General features: G+C 58.9%; 14 protein-coding genes. 1 reads left to right on the forward strand and 13 read right to left on the reverse strand.

The genetic code is table 11. The annotated features are described in order from the left end of the window. The 11 genes from rplB to rpsL form a co-directional block, all read right to left on the reverse strand. Complete coding sequence (gene rplB, locus ACOYQJ_RS11545) at positions 1–843, reverse strand: 50S ribosomal protein L2 (protein ID WP_422906171.1); 843 nt, start codon at positions 841–843, stop codon at positions 1–3. A gap of 188 nt (positions 844–1,031) precedes the next feature. Then, positions 1,032–1,457 carry a hypothetical protein gene (locus ACOYQJ_RS11550; protein ID WP_422906172.1) on the reverse strand — a complete coding sequence of 142 codons (426 nt, stop codon included), beginning with the start codon at positions 1,455–1,457 and terminating at the stop codon, positions 1,032–1,034. 760 nt (positions 1,458–2,217) lie between these two features. Next, complete coding sequence (locus tag ACOYQJ_RS11555; protein WP_422906173.1) at positions 2,218–2,514, reverse strand: 50S ribosomal protein L23; 297 nt, start codon at positions 2,512–2,514, stop codon at positions 2,218–2,220. After that, the gene (rplD, locus tag ACOYQJ_RS11560) at positions 2,511–3,128 is read right to left on the reverse strand and encodes a 50S ribosomal protein L4 (RefSeq protein WP_422906174.1); all 618 of its coding nucleotides are present in this window, start codon (positions 3,126–3,128) and stop codon (positions 2,511–2,513) included. Before rplD ends, ACOYQJ_RS11555 begins: the two co-directional genes overlap by 4 nt. Continuing rightward, positions 3,125–3,967, reverse strand: a complete 843-nt coding sequence (rplC, locus tag ACOYQJ_RS11565) for a 50S ribosomal protein L3 (RefSeq protein WP_422906175.1) — start codon at positions 3,965–3,967, stop codon at positions 3,125–3,127. Before rplC ends, rplD begins: the two co-directional genes overlap by 4 nt. A gap of 13 nt (positions 3,968–3,980) precedes the next feature. After that, a complete protein-coding gene (gene rpsJ, locus ACOYQJ_RS11570; RefSeq protein ID WP_121631216.1) occupies positions 3,981–4,286 on the reverse strand; it encodes a 30S ribosomal protein S10 in 306 nt (101 codons plus the stop codon). A 349-nt stretch (positions 4,287–4,635) separates the two neighbouring features. Beyond that, positions 4,636–5,091 (reverse strand): hypothetical protein, encoded by a 456-nt coding sequence (locus ACOYQJ_RS11575; RefSeq protein ID WP_422906176.1) that lies wholly within the window; start codon positions 5,089–5,091, stop codon positions 4,636–4,638. 109 nt (positions 5,092–5,200) lie between these two features. After that, entirely contained in the window at positions 5,201–6,376 is a 1,176-nt protein-coding gene (gene tuf, locus ACOYQJ_RS11580) for an elongation factor Tu (RefSeq protein WP_422906177.1), read from the reverse strand. A 90-nt stretch (positions 6,377–6,466) separates the two neighbouring features. Beyond that, on the reverse strand, positions 6,467–8,584 hold the full coding sequence (gene fusA, locus ACOYQJ_RS11585; protein ID WP_422906178.1) for an elongation factor G: 2,118 nt from the start codon (positions 8,582–8,584) through the stop codon (positions 6,467–6,469). 21 nt (positions 8,585–8,605) lie between these two features. Continuing rightward, positions 8,606–9,076, reverse strand: a complete 471-nt coding sequence (gene rpsG / locus ACOYQJ_RS11590; protein ID WP_422906179.1) for a 30S ribosomal protein S7 — start codon at positions 9,074–9,076, stop codon at positions 8,606–8,608. A 12-nt stretch (positions 9,077–9,088) separates the two neighbouring features. After that, positions 9,089–9,460 carry a 30S ribosomal protein S12 gene (rpsL, locus tag ACOYQJ_RS11595; protein ID WP_008883423.1) on the reverse strand — a complete coding sequence of 124 codons (372 nt, stop codon included), beginning with the start codon at positions 9,458–9,460 and terminating at the stop codon, positions 9,089–9,091. 371 nt (positions 9,461–9,831) lie between these two features. Here rpsL and ACOYQJ_RS11600 point away from each other — a divergent pair, with 371 nt between their 5' ends. Then, a complete protein-coding gene (locus ACOYQJ_RS11600) occupies positions 9,832–10,632 on the forward strand; it encodes a putative rhamnosyl transferase (protein WP_422906180.1) in 801 nt (266 codons plus the stop codon). Here the strand turns inward: ACOYQJ_RS11600 and ACOYQJ_RS11605 are convergent. Next, positions 10,608–11,504, reverse strand: coding sequence for a DMT family transporter (locus ACOYQJ_RS11605; protein ID WP_422906181.1), 897 nt, complete (start codon positions 11,502–11,504; stop codon positions 10,608–10,610). The two genes, ACOYQJ_RS11600 and ACOYQJ_RS11605, sit on opposite strands and share 25 nt — an antisense overlap. A gap of 123 nt (positions 11,505–11,627) precedes the next feature. Beyond that, entirely contained in the window at positions 11,628–15,875 is a 4,248-nt protein-coding gene (gene rpoC / locus ACOYQJ_RS11610) for a DNA-directed RNA polymerase subunit beta' (protein WP_422906182.1), read from the reverse strand. Positions 15,876–15,954 lie beyond the last annotated feature (79 nt).

Here is a 15,954-nt window from a genome sequence, read left to right on the forward strand (position 1 = left end):
TTAGCGACCCTTCTTCTTGGCATGACGCGAGCGGATGATCAGCTTCTGCGATGCCTTGTTGGTGTTGCGCGTGCGCTTACCCTTGGTCGGCTTACCCCAAGGCGTAACCGGGTGACGACCACCCGAGGTCCGGCCTTCACCACCACCATGGGGGTGGTCGATGGGGTTCATGACGACACCGCGAACGCTCGGGCGGATGCCCTTGTGGCGCATACGGCCCGCTTTACCAAAGTTCTGGTTGCTGTTGTCGGGGTTCGACACGGCACCGACGGTGCACATGCATTCCTGACGCACCAGACGCAGCTCGCCCGAGCTCAGACGGATCTGAGCATACCCGCCGTCACGGCCAACGAACTGGGCATAGGTGCCAGCGGCGCGTGCGATCTGGCCACCTTTGCCGGGCTTGAGTTCGATGTTGTGAACGATTGTACCGATCGGCAGACCCGAGAAGGGCATTGCGTTACCGGGCTTCACGTCAGCCTTGGCGCTGGCGATCACGCGGTCGCCGATGGCAAGACGCTGAGGGGCCAGGATGTAGGCTTGTTCGCCGTCATCGTACTGGACCAGTGCGATAAAGGCTGTGCGGTTGGGGTCGTATTCGATACGGGCAACGGTTGCGCCCACGTCAAATTTGTTACGCTTGAAATCGACGATGCGGTAGAGGCGCTTTGCCCCGCCGCCCTTGCGACGCATCGTGATCCGTCCGGTGTTGTTCCGTCCGCCCTTTTTCGTCAGACCCTCGGTGAGGGCTTTGACAGGACGACCTTTCCACAGCTCCGAACGGTCGATCAGTACCAGCCCGCGCTGGCCAGGCGTCGTCGGTTTGTACGACTTGAGTGCCATGCTTTCTGTCTTCCGTTAGCATCGGCAGACCCTGCGGCCTGCCTATTTCGAGTATAGGGCCCCGAAGGTCCCCGGTGGAGAATGCGCCTTGGGGCCTTGGCCCCGGCACAACAGCAAAGCCCCGGAACGAATCCCGGGGCACTGCGGATGGGGTCTGTTAGGGGTTTGAGGGGGTGGGGTCAAGGGCGTCACGCGCTTTGACAGAAAGCTTCACGAAAATCGTTGTCCAATCGATCTTTGGCCCACTCGCATCCCTGCAACCAATCCAAGAGATACAGCGCATTCCGAGTGAGACTTAAATACCGGACCAATTCGCCCTGACCCAACACACCGCGATGAGCTAATGCATTTCTTACCTTAGTAAATTCTTGAAGTTGCTTGCCGAGCCGAAGTTTCTGCACAGCTTCCGGAAAAGGAACGGTTTTATGCAACTCGGCCAGATATTTGTTAAAGATTTTGTCCACCGGCGGCGTTGGCGCGTTCGTTATCAGCCAAGATGCCTCTGGCACTTGGGCTGCAACGTGCTGCTTGATACCAATTTCAAAAGCAGAGAATGCAATAAGCAAGGCCGCTCGCGGACTATGTCCTGCGATCTGCCGCGCTTCACGAAGCATTTGATGCGCCAGTGGTTCCCCTTGCTCATACGACGCCCAAAGTTCTTGGAAACAATCGCTGAACAAAGATTGTGGATCCAACCCCCTTGGGAAGCCTCCCCGCATCGAGACAGTTTGCACCCTTGGGCTGGGTACATGACAATAGCTTCCCGCGTCTGTCAAACGCCAGTAAAGCCCATCTTGCGAACTGCCTTCGTCGTCTAAACTAAGGCTGCCGCCAGCGTCGTCTTTCCAGCGCCAGAGTGAGAGACAACGCCGACTTTTCTTGCGAAGCTTTTCGTCCGCCCTATTACACAGGCACTGGTTGTCCGGTGATAAGTCCTCCCACCGAATTGCGTGATGATCCGCTTTCTGGATTGCATCGATCGCAGCTTTTTTCTGGGATGTGTCCGGTGAAGTCAGCCGGATTGTCGCAGAAATGGTGACGCCAAAGCGTGGCCGAGATAATGGCTGCTACAAGATCTTTAGTTGAAAATCGCTGTTCGGATCAACAAACCGGATGGGACCATCGAAAACGCGACCAACAAAGTATTGCGGTAAGTCCCATTCTCTCAAGAAGTACACAACTTCCAAGTTTCCCTCCCGTCAGAGCACTTTGTGAAACAGTATCAGATAAAACTTGGAGATGAGTGCGTCCTCTATGGCGCGAGGGTCGATTACTCAACTTCGCTCCTGCGAACCGAGCAAATGAAAAAGGCCCTCGCATCCCTGCGAGGGCCTTTCAAATTTTCGTAGTGTGGGTTTACAACCCAACGCCCGTTCAAAGACCGGTCGATACGTCGATCGTGTTGCCCTCTTCGAGGGTCACATAGGCCTTCTTGACGTCTTTGCGACGGCCCATCTGGCCTTTGAAGCGCTTGACCTTGCCTTTGGTGATGGTCGTGTTCACGGCCTTCACCTTCACACCAAACAGAGCCTCGACGGCCTCTTTGATCTGCGGCTTGTTGCTGTCGATTGCCACTTCGAACACCACTGCGCCATTTTCAGACGCCATGGTGGATTTCTCGGTGATGATCGGCTTGCGGATCACATCATAATGCGTTGCGTTTGCACTCATTTCAGTCGAGCCTCCAGAGCTTCGACACCCGCCTTGGTGAGCACAAGAGTGTCACGCTTGAGGATGTCAAACACGTTTGCGCCCATCGAGGGCAGCACGTCCAGACCTTCGATGTTGCGTGCAGCGGCGGCAAAGCCTTCGTTCACAGCTGCGCCATCGATGATCAGCGCGCGCTTCCAGCCAAGATCCTTGACCTGCTTGGCCAGTGCGGCGGTCTTGCCGTCGGCTTCCGCGTTCTCGATGATCACCAGCGCGCCTGCCTTGGCCTTGGCCGACAGAGCGTGCTTGAGACCCAGCGCGCGAACCTTCTTGGGAAGGTCATGTGCGTGCGAACGAGGGGTCGGGCCCTTGTAGATGCCACCCTTGCGGAAGATCGGCGCCTTGCGGGAGCCGTGGCGTGCGCCGCCGGTGCCCTTCTGGCGATAGATCTTCTTGGTCGAGTAGCTGACTTCGGACCGGGTCTTGACCTTGTGCGTGCCAGCCTGCGCCTTGTTACGCTGCCAGCGGACAACGCGGTGCAGAATGTCGGCGCGAGGCTCGAGATCAAAGATCTCGTCGGTCAGATCGACCGATCCGGCCTTGCCGCCGTCCAGTTTGATCACGTCGAGTTTCATTCGTCGCCTTCCTTCTTCTCGGCCTCGATGTCGGCCTCGGCTGCCTTCAGCGCTTCGGCTTCGGCGGCGGCTTGCTCTTCGGCCAGACGCTTGGCTTCGGCTTCGGCCTCGGCGGCAGCGGCTGCAGCGGCTTCTTCAGCGGCTTTGGCGGCTTCTTCAGCGGCGGATTTCAACGCGGCGGGGATGATGGCGTTCTCAGGGAACGGCTTTTTGACCGCATCCTTGATGGTCACCCAACCACCTTTGGAGCCAGGAACGGCGCCTTTGATCATGATCAGACCACGATCGGCATCGGTCCTGACGACCTGCAGGTTCTGGGTGGTGACACGGGCGGCACCCATGTGACCGGCCATCTTCTTGCCTTTGAAAACCTTGCCCGGATCCTGACACTGACCAGTAGAACCGTGCGAACGGTGGCTGATCGACACGCCGTGCGTGGCGCGCAAACCGCCGAAGTTGTGACGCTTCATGGCACCGGCAAAGCCTTTACCAATGGTCGTGCCAGCAACGTCCACATACTGACCTTCAAAGTAATGGTCAGCAGTGATTTCCTCACCAACGTTGATCATTGCATCGGCATCAACACGGAACTCGGCAACCTTGCGCTTGGGTTCCACTTTCGCAATTGCGAAGTGGCCGCGCATGGCCTTCGAGGTGTTTTTGGCTTTTGCCGTGCCCGCGCCCAGCTGAACGGCGGTGTAGCCGTGCTGGTCATTCGTGCGTTGAGCCACCACCTGCAGCTTGTCCAGCTGAAGAACAGTGACGGGGATCTGCTTGCCGTCTTCCATGAAGAGACGGGTCATGCCGACCTTTTTTGCGATTACTCCAGAGCGCAACATTCCGGTGCCCTCCTTATACCTTGATCTCGACATCCACGCCGGCGGCGAGGTCGAGCTTCATCAGGGCATCTACGGTCTGCGGAGTCGGATCGACGATGTCGAGCATACGCTTGTGCGTACGGATCTCGAACTGGTCGCGCGACTTCTTGTTCACGTGGGGACCACGCAGAACGGTGAATTTCTCGATCTTGTTCGGGAGCGGGATGGGCCCACGAACAGTTGCACCGGTGCGCTTGGCGGTGTTGACGATTTCCTGAGTGCTGGCGTCCAGCACACGGTAGTCAAACGCCTTGAGCCGGATACGGATGTTCTGGTTCATTGAACAGCCTTACTTTTGGCATTGAGGTTGAGAGGAGGACCAGCGACCATCGCAAACCCTCATCGAACCTAAAGGGCGGAGAATCACCCCGCCCTGGAACGGCCATTGAGCCGTTGCGCGCGTATACCTGTGGGGTGGGGGTGTGGCAAGAGGTGAGTGACGGTTTCGGCAAATCCGGATGAAAGGTGCCGGAGACCTTTCAAGTCACGAACGGGCGAAGCCCTGCAGGCCGGATTTGAGCCAAAGCCTCTTCCGGCGTTGCGATGGTCAAATTTGCAAACCGGGGATCAGCACCAAGTCGCTTTTGGTAGTTTCCATCCCTGGTAACAAATACGTCCCTATCGGAATTTTAATGCGCCCAGGTCATCTGACGATCACACCACGCATTGCGCCACTTGCGTTCAGCTTTTTGAACCGCGTCCAGCCCCTTTGGTTCAAAGGCGGCCAGATAGTCAGAGGACAGAAAGGCTATCTGTGGAAATAGTGTGTCGTGCAGTTCTTTTTCCCTACTCAACATGGTTTCATCTGCAAGAAGACAAAAGTCAAAAAAACCGATATCAAGGTGGCCGATCCCGGCGATGTGAGAGAGGCCCTGTAGACCGAGTTCCCTAACCCGCCTTAGGAAGTCTGCGTAGGATGCCAGAAATCCACCGCTTTTCTGTCGCTCAGATGCGCTAACAGCAATGAGTGCGACATCGGCCATGCCCAACCGATGACAATTCACCAAGTTCAACACTGCCTGCTTTCCCGGGCGGTCGTCTGCCACGTCGATGATGCAATTAGTGTCGAGTGAGAATGTTTCCATACCATCAGCTTAAACGGTTTTCTCAATACACAAAGGGCGCCTCCGCTTGGAGGCGCCCTTCCTTTTTTCGTCGTGTGGCGTTTGCAGGCAAGCGCCAGAGGCGTCCTGATTACTCGATGACCTTCGAGACGACGCCGGAGCCGACGGTGCGGCCGCCTTCGCGGATGGCGAAGCGCAGGCCGTCTTCCATCGCGATCGGGGCGATCAGTTCGACTTCGAACTTCAGGTTGTCGCCCGGCATCACCATCTCGGTGCCCTCGGGAAGCTGAACCGTGCCGGTCACGTCCGTCGTGCGGAAGTAGAACTGCGGGCGGTAGTTCGCGAAGAACGGCGTGTGACGGCCACCTTCGTCCTTGGTCAGGATGTAGACCTCGGCTTCGAACTTGGTGTGCGGCTTGACCGAACCCGGCTTACACAGAACCTGGCCACGCTCAACGCCTTCACGGTCAACACCGCGCAGCAGGGCGCCGATGTTGTCGCCCGCTTCACCGCGATCCAGCAGCTTGCGGAACATTTCAACGCCCGTGCAGGTCGTCTTGGTGGTGTCGCGGATGCCGACGATTTCGATCTCGTCGCCAACGTTCACAACGCCGCGCTCAACACGACCGGTCACAACCGTACCACGACCCGAGATCGAGAACACGTCTTCGATCGGCATCAGGAAGGGCTGGTCAACCGCACGTGCCGGCTGCGGGATGTAGTCATCCACGGCCTGCATCAGTTCACGGATCTTGTTCTCGCCGATCTCGGGATCACGGCCTTCCATTGCGGCCAGAGCCGAGCCCGCGATGATCGGAATATCGTCGCCGGGGTAGTCATAGGCCGACAGAAGCTCGCGGATTTCCATTTCCACCAGCTCGAGCAGCTCTTCGTCGTCGACCTGGTCAACCTTGTTCATGAACACGACCATGGCAGGGATACCCACCTGGCGGCCCAGCAGGATGTGCTCGCGGGTCTGCGGCATCGGGCCGTCAGCAGCGTTCACAACCAGGATCGCGCCGTCCATCTGGGCAGCACCGGTGATCATGTTCTTGACGTAGTCGGCGTGGCCGGGGCAGTCGACGTGCGCATAGTGACGCGCATCGGTCTCGTATTCCACGTGCGCGGTCGAGATCGTGATCCCGCGGGCTTTTTCTTCCGGCGCGCCGTCGATCTGGTCGTAGGCCTTGAAGTCACCAAAATACTTGGTGATCGCCGCCGTCAGCGTCGTCTTGCCGTGGTCAACGTGACCAATCGTGCCGATGTTGCAATGCGGCTTGCCGCGTTCAAACTTTTCCTTTGCCATGGTATTGGCTCCTTAAGTTTTGTGTCAGGCGGTGAGGTCAACCCCACCCTACGGTGTTGGGTAGGGCGGGCCCAAGGCCCGCCACCCGGCTTATGCGTATTTCGCTTGGATCTCGTCGGAGATGTTCTGCGGAACCGGATCGTAATGGTCGAACTGCATCGAGAAGTTCGCGCGGCCCGACGACATGGAACGCAGCGTGTTGATGTAGCCGAACATGTTGGCGAGCGGGACAAAGGCTTCGATGGCAATTGCGTTGCCACGAGTTTCCTGTCCGGACACCTGACCGCGACGCGATGTCAGATCGCCGATGATTCCGCCGGTGTATTCTTCCGGAGTAATCACTTCGACCTTCATCATCGGTTCCAGCAGCTTGGCGCCCGCTTTCCGCATACCTTCGCGCATACACATACGTGCAGCGATTTCGAAGGCCAGAACGCTGGAGTCAACGTCGTGGAACTTACCGTCGATCAGGGTAACCTTGAAGTCGATCACGGGGAAGCCAGCCAGAGGGCCGCTGTCCATGACCGATTTCACGCCCTTTTCCACACCGGGGATGTATTCCTTGGGAATGGAACCGCCGACGATCTTGGACTCGAAGGAATAGCCTTCACCCGGCTCTGTCGGAGAAATGATCATTTTCACTTCGCCGAACTGACCCGAACCACCCGACTGTTTCTTGTGGGTGTACGTGTGCTCGACCTCGTGACCAATGGTCTCGCGGTAAGCAACCTGCGGGGCACCGATGTTGGCCTCAACCTTGAATTCCCGCTTGAGACGGTCAACCAGGATGTCCAGGTGAAGTTCGCCCATGCCCTTCATGATGGTCTGACCGGACTCGAGGTCAGTTTCAACACGGAAGGAGGGATCTTCTGCCGCCAGACGCGCAAGGCCCTGGGACATCTTTTCCTGGTCGCCCTTGGTCTTGGGCTCAACCGCGATCTCGATAACCGGATCGGGGAAGGTCATGGTTTCCAGAACAACCGGCTCTTTGGCGTCGCAAAGCGTGTCACCGGTGGTGGTGTCCTTCAGACCCGCCAGCGCGATGATATCACCTGCAAAGGCTTCTTCGATCTCTTCGCGGTTGTTGGAGTGCATCATCATCATACGACCGATGCGCTCTTTCTTACCTTTGGTCGAGTTCAGGATCGAGTCACCCTTGTTCATCTTACCCGAGTAGATGCGGGTAAAGGTGAGCGAGCCGACGAAGGGGTCGTTCATGATTTTGAACGCAAGACCCGCAAACGGCATGTTGTCATCCGCGCGGCGCGGGATGTTGCGGGTTTCGGTTTCGTCGTCGGGGGCGAAGCCCATGTAATCGACAACGTCCAGCGGGCTGGGCAGATAGTCGATCACGGCGTTCAGCAGCGGCTGGACACCTTTGTTCTTGAACGCGGAACCGCCCAGAACCGGCACGAAGTGCATGGCCAGCGTCCCCTTGCGGAGCAGCTTGCGCAGCGTCGCAACGTCAGGCTCTTCGCCTTCGAGGTAAGCTTCCATCGCGTCGTCGTCTTCTTCGACGGCGGCTTCGATCAGCTTGCCACGCCATTCATCGGCCATATCCTTGAGGCTGTCGCGGATCGGCGCCTTGACCCAGGACGCACCCAGATCTTCACCTTGCCACAGCCACTCTTCCATGGTGACGAGATCGATCAAGCCTTCCAGCTCGTTCTCGGCGCCAATCGGAATACCGACGGGAACGGCGCGGGCGCCGGTGCGGTCTTCGATCATGTGTACGCAGTTGAAGAAGTCAGCGCCGATCTTGTCCATCTTGTTGACAAAAACGATGCGCGGAACCTTGTAGCGGTCAGCCTGACGCCACACGGTTTCGGTCTGCGGTTCAACACCTGCGTTGGCGTCCAGAACGGCAACGGCGCCGTCGAGAACGGCCAGCGAACGCTCGACTTCGATGGTGAAGTCAACGTGGCCGGGGGTGTCGATGATGTTCAGGCGGTGCTTGGGCGTGTCAGCAGTTTCGCCATCTTCGGTGCGTTCCCAGAACGTGGTCGTCGCAGCCGAGGTGATGGTGATGCCGCGTTCCTGCTCCTGCTCCATCCAGTCCATGGTGGCTGCACCATCGTGCACCTCACCGATGTTGTGGGATTTGCCGGTGTAAAACAGGATACGCTCGGAGCAGGTGGTTTTACCTGCATCGATGTGCGCCATGATACCGAAGTTGCGGTACCGGTCGAGCGGATAATCGCGTGCCATTTGGTCAGGACCTCTCGGGGGTTACCAGCGGTAATGGCTGAACGCTTTGTTCGCGTCTGCCATCTTGTGGGTGTCTTCGCGCTTTTTCACGGCGGAGCCGCGCGACTGAACTGCGTCAAGCAGCTCGCCGGCAAGGCGTTCTTCCATGGTGTTTTCATTGCGGGCGCGCGAGGCGTTGATCAGCCAGCGGATGGCCAGAGCTTCGCGGCGCTCGGGGCGCACTTCGACAGGCACCTGATAGGTGGCACCACCAACCCGGCGAGAGCGAACCTCGACCGACGGTTTGATGTTGTCGAGTGCTTCGTGAAACAGCTCAACAGGAGCGCGCTTGACCTTGCTCTCAACGCGATCGAGCGCGTTGTAGACGATACGCTCGGCGGTCGATTTCTTACCATCGAGCATCAGGTTGTTCATGAACTTTGTCAGAACCCGGTCACCATATTTGGCGTCGGGCAGGACTTCGCGTTTTTCGGCGGCGTGACGACGAGACATCTGTAATTCCTCTTACTTCGGACGCTTCGCGCCATACTTGGAGCGACGTTGCTTCCGGTCTTTGACGCCCTGGGTATCCAGAACACCGCGGAGAATGTGGTAACGGACACCGGGAAGGTCTTTTACACGGCCGCCACGGATCAGAACCACCGAGTGCTCCTGAAGGTTGTGGCTTTCGCCCGGGATATAGCTGATCACCTCGAAGCCATTGGTCAGACGGACCTTGGCAACTTTACGCATAGCCGAGTTCGGCTTCTTCGGCGTAGTGGTGTAGACGCGTGTGCAGACGCCGCGTTTTTGCGGGCATTGCTCCAGGTGCTGCGACTTGGAGCGTTTGACTTTCGGCTGCCGCGGCTTGCGGATCAGCTGTTGGATCGTGGGCATTAGGTAAGGTTCCCCGTGCTTCTCACATATGTGCCGCCGGGACCTTCCCGACGAGGTTCAATTCAAGGCGCCCTACGCGTCCGCAGGTCACCGGGTTCACTGCAAGTTGCGGTCCTGCAACAAGCAAAAAGCCGCTTCGCTCCCATTCCGAGGTGAACGACGCGGCGGGTTCTCAGAGGATCGGAGCAGTTAAGTCGCCCGGATCTTGACCACAATACTTCTGAATTCGGCACAGGGTCTCCCCCGCCGGATGGGCTGGCGTATATGGGGAGTCGCCCAGCATGTCAACCGCATCTTCATATTGTGCGGGGTGCTGCGCAGTGCCAATCTTGTGCCGTGTATTTGCCCTTCCCTCAATAGAGAAATTCAGCATGCAGGTCATTGGGTTTTGTCGCTTTTCCTACCCAGCGCAGGGCGGTTTTCAGGTCGAGCATGAAGAGGTCGCCGACCGCATGGCCTACCTGTGGTCCGACGCCCGGATGGAGGAGCGATTTCGCCACTTCGAAACCATCTGCCTGCCCGGTCTGAAGGCCCAGACCGACCCGGATTTCACCTTTGTCATCTTGATCGGCGAAGAGATGCCTGAGCGCTGGATCGCACGACTACTGCAACTGACCGAAGATTTTCCACAGGCCCGGATCGAGGCCCGCCCGCCCGGACCGCACCGACAGGTCTGTCAGGAAGTGATGAATTCGGTCCGCGACATGGACCGCCCCTGCCTTCAATTTCGCCACGATGACGATGACGCCATCGCGGTGGACTTCGTGGCTCTGCTGCGCAAAGCCGCCCGGGATTGTGCGGCTCTGGTCGATCAACACCGGCTGGTGGGATTTGACTGGAACCGAGGGTATGTTGCGCGCCCCGATGCGCAGGGCCTTTGCGCCGAGCCGACAGTGACCCCCTATTGGGGAGTGGCCCAGGCCATGGCTGTGCAGCCGCGCGTCAGGCAGACGGTGCTCAACTTTGCCCACAACAAGATCAATCAGTTCATGCCGACGGTAACCTTTACCACGCCGGATATGTATGTGCGCGGCCATAACGAGCACAACGATTCACGACAGAAGAAGCATGTAAAACCCGCCCAACTGCCGCGCCTCGATGCCTTGGGCGAAACCTTGTTCCGGGACCGTTTTGCGATTGACGCCGATCAGGTCAGACGCATCTTTGCCTGACGGCGCCTGACCCGAGTTTCCCGCCAAAGCGTATACAACCCGGTGCCGACAATGATCGTCGCCCCCAGCAGTGCAACAGGCTTTGGCCATTCCCCGAAGAACACCAGTCCGAGGATCAAGGACAATACAAGGCTCGTATAGCGGAACGGTGCGATGAAGCCGACTTCGCCCACCCGCATGACCATGACGCTTAGGGTGTAGCCTGCAACGATGAACAGGCTCGCCCCCGCCAGCAACGCCGTGGTGCGCTGCGTAAGCGGCACCCAGTCCTGTCCGAGCGACCAGAGCGCGGCAAAGACCAGGACCGCCAGCGAGGTCACGAAGGTGACCGACAATGACGGCACCGCCGCCGAGATCCGCCGCGTGGTCAGGTCGCGCACTGTCACGCAAACCACGGCAGCCAAGGCCGATAGGGCGTAAACGTTGAACCCTTCGGTACCCGGTCGGACAATCAGCAGCATCCCGAAGAACCCCGCCGCAATGGCCAACCAGCGCCGCCAGCCCACGGGCTCGGCAAAGAACAGCGCGCTGCCCAGCGTTATGGTCAAGGGCAGCATCTGCAACAAGGCCGAGACGTTGGCAATCGGCATGTTGAACAGCGCGGTGAAGAAGAACAGCGCCGCGCCGACCTCGGCCACGGCACGCAGGGCAACCAGCGCCCGGTCGCGAGCCGGGAACCGGAAATGCAAAGCCCCTGCCCGCCACGCCAACACCCCGATGAACAGGGTCGATACCATCCCTCGCAGCGTCAGCAATTGCGAAAGCGGCATGGCGGTGCCGATCCCTTTCACGCAGATGTCGCCAAAGGTGAAAGCCGCCATGGAGGCGATCATCAATATCGCGCCGCGATTGTTATCCGAGTGACTGGTCATGAGGCCGCTGTACCAGCACCGCGCAAAGCCAGCCACGCCATTTGCGACATTCCCTGACGATCAAAAGAAAAACGCCCCCACCTTTCGGCAGGGGCGTTTTGAAGTCTCAACGAGAACCGCGATTTATTCGCGGCTTTCCGGCGTATCGACGATCAGCGTGTCAAAGGCGTCGCCGCCAACCACGTCATCGACCATATCCGGCGCTGCCAGAGCAGCTGCGGCCTCGGCCTCTTCGCGGCGGGCTTCAATCACCACGTTGTCGCGGGTCTGCGCGATGTGGCGCATGTCCTGCGTGGCACCACCGGTGCCCGCCGGGATCAGGCGACCCACGATGACGTTTTCCTTAAGACCAACCAGCTTGTCTTTCTTGCCCTGCACCGATGCCTCGGTGAGAACGCGGGTGGTCTCTTGGAACGACGCCGCCGAGATGAACGAACGGGTCTGAAGCGATGCCTTTGTGATGCCCAGCAGGATCGGTTCGCCCTTGGCAGGACGCCCGCCCTTCTTCTCGGACTTCTCGTTGGCAAGGTCGAATTCGGCCTTGTCGACGTGCTCGCCCTTCAGCAGCGTAGTGTCGCCGCTGTCGAGGATTTCCCACTTCTGCAGCATCTGGCGAACGATCACTTCGACGTGCTTGTCGTTGATCTTCACGCCCTGCAGTCGATAGACGTCCTGGACTTCGTCGATCATGTAGTTCGCCAGAGCCTCGATCCCCATGATCGACAGAATGTCGTGCGGGGCCGGGTTGCCGTCCATGATGTAGTCACCCTTCGAGATGAAGTCGCCTTCGCCCACCGGGATGTGCTTGCCTTTGGGGATCATGTATTCCCGCGGTTCAAGGTTCTCGTCGGTCGGCTCGATGGTTATGCGGCGCTTGTTCTTGTAGTCCTTGCCAAAGCGCACATAACCGTCGATTTCCGCGATGATCGCGTGATCCTTCGGACGACGTGCCTCAAAGAGTTCGGCCACACGCGGCAGACCGCCGGTGATGTCCTTCGTCTTTGCACCTTCACGCGGGATACGCGCCACAACGTCACCGGCCTTGACCTCTTGCCCGTCTTCACAGGAAAGGATCGCGTCCACCGACATGGTGTAGGTGATCGGATTGCCCGCATCGTTGCGCACCGGCTCGCCATCGGCATCCATCAGGATGATTTCCGGCTTGAGCTCGTTGCCCTTCGGCGCGGCCCGCCAGTCGATCACGATCTTCTGGGTCATGCCGGTGGCATCGTCCGTCTCTTCGCGCACGGCAAGGCCGTTCACGAGGTCGACGTGCTTGGCGATACCGTCCTTCTCGGCGATGATCGGCAGCGTGTAGGGGTCCCACTCATAAAGCTTGTCGCCACGGGCAACGGTGTCACCCTCTTTGACGAACAGCTTGGAGCCGTAGCCCATCTTGTGCGAGGCCAGTTCTTCGTCCTGATCGGACATGATCATGACGGTCATGTTCCGGTTCATAACGATCAACTCGCCCGCCGCGTTGGTGATGGTGCCCGGGTTGGCGAACACGATCTTACCGTTCTGGCTGGCTTCCTGGAAGGAGCGCGAGGAGCCCTGCGCAACACCGCCCATGTGGAAGGTCCGCATGGTCAGCTGCGTGCCCGGTTCACCGATCGACTGCGCCGCGATGATACCGACAGCTTCGCCGGTGTTCACCTTCGTGCCGCGCGCGAGGTCACGACCATAGCAGGTGGCGCAGACGCCCTCTTCGGCTTCACAGGTCAGCGGCGACCGGATGCGCATCGACTGCACGCCCGCCTCTTCGATCGCGTCCGCCATGCGTTCGTCGATCAGCTGGCCCTGACGTACCAGAATGGTGTCGGTGCCCGGAACCGGAACATCATCCGCAGCCACACGGCCAAGAACACGTTCCGAGATCGGCGACACGACTTCGCCGTCGTTCACAGCCGCTTCGGCGGTGATCGCACGGTCGGTGCCGCAATCGTCCAGACGAACGATGCAGTCCTGCGCAACGTCCACCAGACGGCGGGTCAGATAACCCGAGTTCGCCGTCTTCAGAGCCGTATCCGACAGACCTTTACGGGCGCCGTGGGTCGAGTTGAAGTATTCAAGAACGGTCAGACCTTCCTTGAAGTTCGAGATGATCGGCGTTTCGATGATGTCGCCGTTCGGCTTCGCCATCAGGCCGCGCATCCCGCCCAGCTGCTTCATCTGCGTAACCGAGCCACGGGCACCGGAGTGCGCCATCATGTAGACCGAGTTCGGTTCCATTTCGGAACCGTCCGCATCGCGGCGCTCGGCCGAGATCGTCGCCATCATGGCTTCGGTGACCTTGTCGTTGCACTTCGACCAGGCATCGACAACCTTGTTGTACTTTTCGCCCTGGGTAATCAGGCCGTCCATGTACTGCTGTTCAAAGTCCTTCACCTGATCGCGGGTGTCCTCGACGATAGGCCATTTGCTTTCGGGGATGACCATGTCGTCCTTGCCGAAAGAGATGCCCGCCTTGAAGGCTTCGCGGAAACCCATGGTCATGATCTGGTCACAGAAGATGACCGACTCTTTCTGACCGCAATAGCGATAGACCGTGTCGATGACCCGCTGCACGTCTTTCTTGCGCAGCAACTGGTTGACCAGATCGAAAGGTGCCTTGGCGTTCTTCGGCAGAAGCGCACCCAGACGCACGCGGCCCGGCGTCGTTTCGAAACGCTTGACGATCTCGTTGCCTTCGTCGTCGATCTGCTTGACGCGGGCTTGGATCTTGGCGTGCAGGTGCACTTCGCCAGCGGTCAGGGCGTGCTCGACTTCCTCGATGGACGAGAAGATCATGCCTTCGCCCTTCATGCCTTCGCGCATGATGGTGACATAGTAGAGACCAAGGATCATGTCCTGCGACGGAACAATGATCGGGTTGCCGTTGGCAGGCGACAGAACGTTGTTCGTCGACATCATCAGCACGCGCGCTTCCAACTGGGCCTCAAGGCTCAGCGGAACGTGCACGGCCATCTGGTCGCCGTCGAAGTCCGCGTTGAAGGCCGAACAGACCAGCGGGTGAAGCTGGATTGCCTTGCCTTCGATCAGCGTGGGTTCGAACGCCTGAATGCCAAGACGGTGCAGCGTCGGCGCACGGTTCAGCATGACCGGGTGTTCGCGGATCACCTCATCGAGGATGTCCCAAACCTCGGGACGCTCTTTTTCCACCAGCTTCTTCGCCTGCTTCACGGTGCTGGACAGGCCTTTGGCCTCCAGACGCGAGTAGATGAAGGGCTTGAACAGTTCGAGCGCCATCTTCTTGGGCAGGCCGCACTGATGCAGCTTGAGTTCCGGACCGGTCACAATGACCGAACGACCGGAGAAGTCGACGCGCTTACCCAAAAGGTTCTGACGGAAGCGACCCTGCTTGCCCTTGAGCATGTCGGACAGCGACTTCAGTGGACGCTTGTTCGCGCCGGTGATGACGCGGCCACGGCGACCGTTGTCAAACAGCGCGTCAACGGATTCCTGAAGCATCCGCTTTTCGTTCCGAACGATGATGTCCGGCGCGCGCAGCTCAATCAGGCGCTTGAGGCGGTTGTTCCGGTTGATCACGCGGCGATACAGGTCGTTCAGATCGGAGGTCGCAAAACGGCCACCATCCAGCGGCACCAGCGGACGCAGTTCCGGCGGGATCACAGGGATCACGGTCAGAACCATCCATTCGGGGCGGTTGCCGGATTCAAGGAAGGATTCCACGACCTTGAGACGCTTGATGATCTTCTTGGGCTTCAGCTCGCCGGTGGCTTCCTTGAGGTCCGCGCGCAGCTGATCGGCTTCGGACTCGAGGTCAATGGCAGCCAGCATTTCGCGGATCGCTTCGGCGCCGATGTTGGCGGTGAATGCGTCCATGCCATACTGATCCTGCGCGTCGAGGAATTCCTCTTCGTTCAGCATCTGACCGTAGGTCAGATCGGTCAGACCCGGCTCGATCACCACGTAGTTCTCAAAGTAGAGAACCCGCTCCAGATCGCGCAACGTCATGTCCAGCATCAGGCCGATGCGCGAGGGCAGCGACTTGAGGAACCAAATGTGGGCGCAGGGCGCGGCCAGTTCGATGTGGCCCATCCGCTCGCGGCGGACCTTTTGCAGCGTGACTTCGACACCGCATTTTTCGCAGACAACGCCGCGGTATTTCATGCGCTTGTATTTGCCGCAGAGGCATTCGTAATCCTTGATCGGGCCAAAGATACGCGCGCAGAACAGACCGTCACGCTCGGGCTTGAACGTACGGTAGTTGATGGTTTCGGGCTTCTTGATCTCGCCGAAAGACCACGAAAGGATCCGTTCGGGGGACGCGAGCGAGACCTTGATCTCGTCGAATGTTTTGACCGGTGCAACAGGGTTGAACGGGTTGTTGGTAAGTTCCTGGTTCATGTGTTCCTCACAAATTCAGAGGGAAGCGGGGGAGTGCAAGGCGGCAAGGCCGCCCTGCGTGAGTGTCGGCAGTGGGTGC

This window comes from Pacificoceanicola algae (assembly GCF_049341065.1).
Taxonomy (GTDB): domain Bacteria; phylum Pseudomonadota; class Alphaproteobacteria; order Rhodobacterales; family Rhodobacteraceae; genus Pacificoceanicola.

What these genes read in the sequence shown, in the direction of transcription:
- rplC (WP_422906175.1), bottom strand. Translation starts at nt 3,967, where the DNA reads ATGTTGCGCTCTGGAGTAATCGCAAAAAAGGTCGGCATGACCCGTCTC.
- rplD (WP_422906174.1), bottom strand. Translation starts at nt 3,128, where the DNA reads ATGAAACTCGACGTGATCAAACTGGACGGCGGCAAGGCCGGATCGGTC.
- rpsL (WP_008883423.1), bottom strand. Translation starts at nt 9,460, where the DNA reads ATGCCCACGATCCAACAGCTGATCCGCAAGCCGCGGCAGCCGAAAGTC.
- tuf (WP_422906177.1), bottom strand. Translation starts at nt 6,376, where the DNA reads ATGGCAAAGGAAAAGTTTGAACGCGGCAAGCCGCATTGCAACATCGGC.
- rplB (WP_422906171.1), bottom strand. Translation starts at nt 843, where the DNA reads ATGGCACTCAAGTCGTACAAACCGACGACGCCTGGCCAGCGCGGGCTG.
- fusA (WP_422906178.1), bottom strand. Translation starts at nt 8,584, where the DNA reads ATGGCACGCGATTATCCGCTCGACCGGTACCGCAACTTCGGTATCATG.
- rpsJ (WP_121631216.1), bottom strand. Translation starts at nt 4,286, where the DNA reads ATGAACCAGAACATCCGTATCCGGCTCAAGGCGTTTGACTACCGTGTG.
- ACOYQJ_RS11600 (WP_422906180.1), top strand. Translation starts at nt 9,832, where the DNA reads ATGCAGGTCATTGGGTTTTGTCGCTTTTCCTACCCAGCGCAGGGCGGT.
- ACOYQJ_RS11605 (WP_422906181.1), bottom strand. Translation starts at nt 11,504, where the DNA reads ATGACCAGTCACTCGGATAACAATCGCGGCGCGATATTGATGATCGCC.
- ACOYQJ_RS11550 (WP_422906172.1), bottom strand. Translation starts at nt 1,457, where the DNA reads ATGCTTCGTGAAGCGCGGCAGATCGCAGGACATAGTCCGCGAGCGGCC.
- rpoC (WP_422906182.1), bottom strand. Translation starts at nt 15,875, where the DNA reads ATGAACCAGGAACTTACCAACAACCCGTTCAACCCTGTTGCACCGGTC.
- rpsG (WP_422906179.1), bottom strand. Translation starts at nt 9,076, where the DNA reads ATGTCTCGTCGTCACGCCGCCGAAAAACGCGAAGTCCTGCCCGACGCC.
- ACOYQJ_RS11575 (WP_422906176.1), bottom strand. Translation starts at nt 5,091, where the DNA reads ATGGAAACATTCTCACTCGACACTAATTGCATCATCGACGTGGCAGAC.
- ACOYQJ_RS11555 (WP_422906173.1), bottom strand. Translation starts at nt 2,514, where the DNA reads ATGAGTGCAAACGCAACGCATTATGATGTGATCCGCAAGCCGATCATC.